General features: G+C 64.0%; 8 protein-coding genes. 4 read left to right on the plus strand and 4 right to left on the minus strand.

The window, feature by feature from the left end; translation table 11 throughout:
• Positions 1-2 precede the first annotated feature (2 nt).
• Complete coding sequence (locus tag VF497_RS18500) at positions 3-104, plus strand: energy transducer TonB (protein ID WP_414706842.1); 102 nt, start codon at positions 3-5, stop codon at positions 102-104.
• Positions 105-158: 54 nt separating this feature from the next.
• Here VF497_RS18500 and VF497_RS04885 read toward each other — a convergent pair whose 3' ends face one another.
• The 4 genes from VF497_RS04885 to VF497_RS04900 form a co-directional block, all read right to left on the minus strand.
• Positions 159-1,076, minus strand: a complete 918-nt coding sequence (locus VF497_RS04885; protein ID WP_330886516.1) for a dienelactone hydrolase family protein — start codon at positions 1,074-1,076, stop codon at positions 159-161.
• Positions 1,077-1,132: 56 nt separating this feature from the next.
• Positions 1,133-2,056, minus strand: a complete 924-nt coding sequence (locus VF497_RS04890) for a M14 family metallocarboxypeptidase (RefSeq protein WP_330886517.1) — start codon at positions 2,054-2,056, stop codon at positions 1,133-1,135.
• 62 nt (positions 2,057-2,118) lie between these two features.
• Positions 2,119-2,514 (minus strand): RidA family protein, encoded by a 396-nt coding sequence (locus VF497_RS04895; protein ID WP_330886518.1) that lies wholly within the window; start codon positions 2,512-2,514, stop codon positions 2,119-2,121.
• Between the two features lie 24 nt (positions 2,515-2,538).
• Positions 2,539-3,765: an MFS transporter gene (locus VF497_RS04900; RefSeq protein WP_330886519.1), complete on the minus strand. Its 1,227-nt coding sequence runs from the start codon at positions 3,763-3,765 to the stop codon at positions 2,539-2,541.
• A gap of 176 nt (positions 3,766-3,941) precedes the next feature.
• Between VF497_RS04900 and VF497_RS04905 the strand changes: the two genes are divergently transcribed.
• The 3 genes from VF497_RS04905 to VF497_RS04915 all read left to right on the plus strand — a co-directional run bounded on the left by VF497_RS04905 (position 3,942) and on the right by VF497_RS04915 (position 5,917).
• Positions 3,942-4,640, plus strand: coding sequence for a hypothetical protein (locus VF497_RS04905; protein WP_330886520.1), 699 nt, complete (start codon positions 3,942-3,944; stop codon positions 4,638-4,640).
• Positions 4,641-4,721: 81 nt separating this feature from the next.
• Positions 4,722-5,315, plus strand: a complete 594-nt coding sequence (locus VF497_RS04910; protein ID WP_330886521.1) for a DUF488 domain-containing protein — start codon at positions 4,722-4,724, stop codon at positions 5,313-5,315.
• A gap of 14 nt (positions 5,316-5,329) precedes the next feature.
• Entirely contained in the window at positions 5,330-5,917 is a 588-nt protein-coding gene (locus VF497_RS04915; protein WP_330886522.1) for a uracil-DNA glycosylase family protein, read from the plus strand.
• The last annotated feature ends 37 nt before the right edge of the window (positions 5,918-5,954 follow it).

The following is a 5,954-nucleotide window of genomic DNA, read 5'->3' on the forward strand; positions in this document are numbered from 1 at the left end:
CGATGAACGAAGTACGTCGGTGGAAATTCGAGCCCGCGCTGCACAACGGCCAGCCCGTGGTCGCGAGCGTCGAAGTGCCGGTGAGCTACCGCCTCGGGGATTGAGTCCGCGCAACCGCATCGATGTCGGGGTCCGCACCGCGCACCCCGACGCGAGCGCTAGCTTGCCTTGGCAGCGGCCTTGCGCAGGCTGCGTTCGAACAGAGCCAAGGTGCGTTTCCATGCTTCGCGCGCCGCGCTCTCGTCGTAACGCGGCGTGGTGTCGTTGTTGAATCCGTGCTGCGTTCCCGCAGGCTGATACAGCGAATAGCGTACGCCGGCCTGCTTCAGCGCGGCCTCGTAGGCCGGCCATCCCGCATTGACACGTTCGTCATTGGCAGCGAGCACGATCAGAATTTCGGCCTTGATTCTGGCCACGTCTTCCGCCGGCGGAGCGGTGCCATAGAACGGTGCGGCCGCGGCGAGATCCGGTAATTGCGTCGCGAGGAAATTGACGATGCCGCCGCCGTAGCAGAATCCGACTGCGCCGAGACGCCCATTGCTGCCGTCGATACCGCGCAGCATCTGCGCAGCGGAGAGGAAATCCTGGCGCGTCTTCGTCTGCTCGAGTTTGGCGAATTCGGCGCGCGCTTTGTCCTCGTCGCCCGGATAGCCGCCGAGCGGAAACAGCGCATCTGGCGCGAAGGCGATGAAATTCTCCAGGGCGAGCCGGCGCACCACGTCCTCGATATGCGGATTGAGTCCGCGGTTCTCGTGCACGACAAGAACCACCGGCAAAGGTCCACGCGCCTTGGCCGGCTTCACCAGATAACCGCGCGCGCTGCCGTAGCCCTTGGGCGACGCAAACTCGATGTACTTCGCCGACAGCCGCGAGTCGTCCGGCTTGACCTGCTGCGCGGCGGCGAATTGCGGGTTCAACGCCTCGAGCAGCCCGATCGCCGTCGTCGCACCGATGGCAAAGCGCGCCGCGGCGCCGAGAAATGCACGGCGATCGATCACGCCATGCACGTACTGGTCGAACAGGCGCAACACCTCGGGATCGAAATCGTCGACTGTCTTGCGCGGAGGAGTTGTCATGGAGAGCCTGCCTTCGCCTTAGCCTATTGATCGGTGAATCCGGTTTCCTTCAGTACCTACCTGTCGTGTGCCAGCGAGTAATCGAGCGCCGCGCGTACGGCGGCCACCTGCGCGGCGTTGCATTGCTCCGGCGTTGCGCGCGGACTGTCGGGATAGACCTCGGTGGTGGTCTTGTACTGTGCGTTGGTGACGCCCGCGCAGAGACCGAGTTTTTTCAGCGCGTATTCGATCACACCCGGCGAAGTCACGCGCGAGCCAATGATCTCGCCCTTCGCATCCGCCGGCGCGATGTGGGTGACCTTTGCCACCGCGTCGATGACCGCCTTCTGGAATTCGGGCTGTGGATGCTCGCTGTCGTCGACCAGATAGAAGCCGTCGGGAATGCCCTGCGGATCGAACGGCTTGCCATCGCGCGCGGCCAGTGCCGGACGGAATTCGGATTCGTCGCTGTCGGTGGTCTCGTGCAGATCGATGTGCACAAGGAAGCGATCGCGCAGCGGCGCGACGAGCTTCACCAGCGCCGCCGATTCGGGCGCGGGGCTGTTCTCGCGGAACGAGCGGTTCGGATCGATCGCGAACGGATTCCAGCGATGGATGCGCTCGTACGCCCACGGGCTGATGCAGGGCACGACGAGCAGGTTGGCGCGACCCTCGTAGTCCGCTGCATGCAGGTCGACGAATTGCAGCGCGCCGTGCACGCCGCTGGTTTCATAGCCGTGCACACCGCCGGTGACGAGTGCGTACGGAAGATCCTCGCGCCAGTTGCGGCTGCGGATTGCGAACAACGGGAACGATTCGAGCGCATAGTCGAGGCGACCGTATTCGCTCACGTCGAAGCGTTCGCGCAAGCGATCAATGACGCTCAGCACGTCGGTTTCGTAGCTGCGCTTGCGCGCCTGGTGCGACAGCCAGACCGCTTTTTCGGCCTCGCCCCAAGGCTGACCTGGAGTGCCGATGGAGTGGAAATTCGAAGGGTTCACGACGTTTACTCGCTGATGCAATGAGCCGGGTACTTTAGCATCAAGCCAATCGCGCCCCGCGATCACACTGCGGCAGTCACGACGATTTCGACCTTCCATTCCGATTTCGCCAGCCGCGCCTCGACCGTCGCTCGCGACGGCGCGTTCCCGGGCACGACCCAGGCATCCCAGGCGCGATTCATGCCGGCGAAATCGCCGATGTCGGCGAGGTAGATCTGCGCGCGCAGGATGCGCGTCTTGTCGCTGCCCGCCGCGGCGAGCAAGGCGTCGATCGCGGCGAGTACCTGCCGCGTCTGCGTTTCGATGTCGACGCTCGCGTCGTCGGCCACCTGTCCGGCGAGATAGATGACGCCGTTGTGGATGCTGGCCTCGGACATGCGCGGGCCGGCTTCGATGCGCTGATCATGGCAACTCCTCGATGTGGGCGCGTACCGTAAACCAAAAACCTGTGCCGGCAAATCCTGCGCCCGTCGCCGCGAGGCTCAGCAGGCCTCGCAGGTTTCCAGCTTCGGACGCTGCAGCGTGGTCGCGGCCCAGGCGTAGATCAGCACGCCGAGCAGCGCCGTGATCGCGCCGACGTAGCCGGTCGAGGTCCAGCCGAAGCCCGCCGAGATCGCCATGCCGCCGAGCCAGGGACCAAGCGCGTTCGCCGCATTGAACGCGGCGTGATGCGAGGCGGCGGCGAGCGTCTGCGCTTCGCCGGCCACGTCCATCAGATGCGTCTGCAACACCGGACCGAGCGCACCCATCATGCCGACCGCAATGGTGATCGGCAGCAGTGTCCACAACGAACCCGCGGCGAGCGGAAACAGCAGCAGCATCGCGGCCGCGCCAAGCAGGATCGCTGGCACCGCGCGGAAACGCAGGCGGTCGAACAACCAGCCGCCGAGGAAATTGCCGATCACGCCGCCGAGGCCGAAACCGGCGAGGCCGAGCGGAATCCATTTCGCCGACACCTGGGTCACCTGCATCATCGTCGGCGCGAGATAACTGAAAACACAGAACAGGCCGGAGAACCCGACAGCGCCGATCGCGAGCGCCTGCCACACCGGCAAACGATTGAACGCACGCAATTCGTCGAGCGGATGTTTCGGCGCTTCGACCTTGTCGTTCGGCATGAACATCGCGATCAGCGCGACGGTCGCCACGGCCACGCTGGCCACCATGACGAACGCCCAGCGCCAGCCTATCGTCTGCCCCATCCACGTCGCGATCGGGTTGCCGATCAGGATCGCCACGGTCAAGCCGAACATGACCAGGCTCACCGCCTTGCCGCGTTCCTCCGGCTTGCTGATCGCCACTGCCGCGAGCGCGGCGACGCCGAAATACGCGCCGTGCGGCAGACCGGCGACGAAGCGCGCCAGCATCATGCTCACGTAGTCGGGCGCCGACGCGCTGGCCAGGTTGCCGAGCGCATAGAAGCCCATCAGCAACAGGAGCAGCACGCGACGCGGCAGATTCCCGCCGAGGATCGCCAGCAGCGGCGCACCGACGACGACACCGAGCGCATACATGCTGATGATGTGTCCGACCTGCGGCTCGCTCACGCCGAAGCTCTTCACCATCTCAGGCATCAGGCCCATCGCCGAGAACTCGCTCGTGCCGATGGCGAAGCCGCCGAAGGTCAGCGCGACGAGGATCAGCGCGCGGTGGCGCGGCGATACGGTCGCCGCTGGCAGCGTGGTTTCGAGAGCCGAAATCGTTTCCATGACAGCATTATGCTGCATCGCAGCACGTTTTGAGTGAACGTGAAAGAAACTTAAGGAAACCCGCATTTCCGTGAGCGCGCAGCGAATTTCCCTTTTTCGCGAATCTGTCGATTCCGCCTACCGGCGAACGTCATCGAGGAGCAAGCCGTTGCCTTTCAAAACCACCGGAGAACCTCGTGACAAAATTTTTCCTGATCGTCCTCATGCTGGCCAGCGCCAGCTCCATCCACGCACAGGTCAGCAAATCCGCGCGCTACCCGACGATGGCGCCGATCGAGCAATACCGCATCGCCAATCGTGACGACGAAATCGCCCTTGCGCGCAGCGCCGCTCCGCCATCGATTTCGGCCGACGCCGAAGTGCTGGTTCTCGGCAACCACGGCTTCGAAACCGCGGTCAAGGGCAAGAACGGTTTCGTCTGCATCGTGGAACGTTCCTGGGGGGCAGGTTTCGAAAATGCAGAGTTCTGGAATCCCAAACTGCGCTCGCCGATTTGTTTCAACGCGCCAGCTGCGCATTCCGTCGTGCCGCAGTTCCTCAAGCGCAGCGAGTGGGTACTGGCCGGCGCCTCCAAACAGGAAATGATCGAGCGCAGCAAAGCCGCATACGCGAACAAATCCTTCATCGCTCCCGATCCGGGCTCAATGTGCTACATGCTGTCGCCACGCGCTTATCTATCCGACAAGGACAGCCACTGGATGCCACACCTGATGTTCTTCCTGCCGCGCGTTGCGACTTCGTTCTGGGGCGCGAATCTGCCCGCCTCACCGATCATTGCGTTCGAGGGCAGCGACGTCGATCCGGTCACCGTGTTTCTCGTTCCCGTGCGCAAGTGGTCAGACGGCACTGTCGCGCCCGATCATCACGTAAATTGAGTCGGGCCCTTTTCGCGCTTTGTGGCCTATCGCTGATCATGCAGGCATCATGGACGAAGCCTGCATGATCGTGATTTGCAAATGTCCTCGCGTTCCAGCTCCGCCTCCACTCATCTGTTGCCGCAAGAAACGCCTTGGCCGGACGGCACTGTTTTCACCGTCGGGCATTCGACGCTGCCGATCGAACGCTTCATCACGCTGCTGAAAACCTATGCCGTCGAACGGCTCGTGGACATCCGCACGGTGCCGGCGTCGCGCCACAATCCGCAGTTCCAAGGCGGTGTGCTCGCCGCCAGTCTCGCCGCGGAGCGAATCGACTATGTGCACATGGCGGCGCTCGGCGGACTGCGCCATGCGCGCAAGGATTCCGTCAACGCCGGCTGGCGCAACAAGGGTTTTCGCGGCTACGCCGACTACATGCAGACTGCGGCGTTCGAGGATGGACTCGAAACACTGATCCGGATGAGTCGGCAGCAACTCGTCGCGATCATGTGCGCCGAAGCCGTGCCGTGGCGGTGCCATCGCTCGCTGGTGGCCGATGCATTGCTCGTGCGCGGCATACCGGTAGTCGAAATCCTGTCCGAGACGAGCCATCGCACGCATACGCTCACGCCATTTGCACACGTCGACGGAACAGCGATCACTTATCCGCCGGAGCAAGGAACACTGCTCTAGCTCTTCGACAAGCGATGACTCAAACGCTGCCGCAACTGCTCGAAGAAATCCGCGCGTGCCGACACTGTGCTGCCGACCTGCCCTGCGGCCCGCGGCCGGTGCTGCAGGCCGGACGCTCGGCGCGACTGTGCATCGTCGGCCAGGCGCCCGGCAGGAAGGTGCACGAGAGCGGCATCCCGTGGGGCGATGCCTCCGGCGAGCGGCTGCGTGACTGGCTCGGCCTCGCCTCGGCGCAGTTCTACGATCCGCGCAAGGTCGCCATCGTGCCGATGGGCTTCTGCTATCCGGGCAAGGCCGGCTCCGGCGACCAGGCGCCGCGGCCGGAATGTGCACCGCTTTGGCATGGAAAACTGCATGCCCATTTGCGCCAGGTCGAGCTGACCTTGCTCATCGGGCAATATGCGCAAGCTAGGTATCTCGGCGATCGCCGCAAGGCGACGCTGAGCGACACGGTCAAGGCGTGGCGCGAGTACCTGCCACAGGGTCAGCTTCCGCTGCCGCATCCGTCCCCGCGCAACCAACCGTGGCTGGCGAAGAATCGCTGGTTCGAAGCGGAGCTCGTGCCGGCGCTGCGCGACACGGTGCGCGCGTTGGACTTGTAGGCGTCAAATCTTCGTCAGCGCTTGTCCCTTGTGCATG

The organism is Rudaea sp. (genome assembly GCF_036383415.1).
GTDB lineage: Bacteria > Pseudomonadota > Gammaproteobacteria > Xanthomonadales > Rhodanobacteraceae > Rudaea.

Excerpts from the sequence above, each read along its gene's own strand:
- VF497_RS18500 (WP_414706842.1), top strand. The coding sequence starts at position 3 with ATGAACGAAGTACGTCGGTGGAAATTCGAGCCCGCGCTGCACAACGGC.
- VF497_RS04885 (WP_330886516.1), bottom strand. The coding sequence starts at position 1,076 with ATGACAACTCCTCCGCGCAAGACAGTCGACGATTTCGATCCCGAGGTG.
- VF497_RS04900 (WP_330886519.1), bottom strand. The coding sequence starts at position 3,765 with ATGGAAACGATTTCGGCTCTCGAAACCACGCTGCCAGCGGCGACCGTA.
- VF497_RS04910 (WP_330886521.1), top strand. The coding sequence starts at position 4,722 with ATGTCCTCGCGTTCCAGCTCCGCCTCCACTCATCTGTTGCCGCAAGAA.
- VF497_RS04915 (WP_330886522.1), top strand. The coding sequence starts at position 5,330 with ATGACTCAAACGCTGCCGCAACTGCTCGAAGAAATCCGCGCGTGCCGA.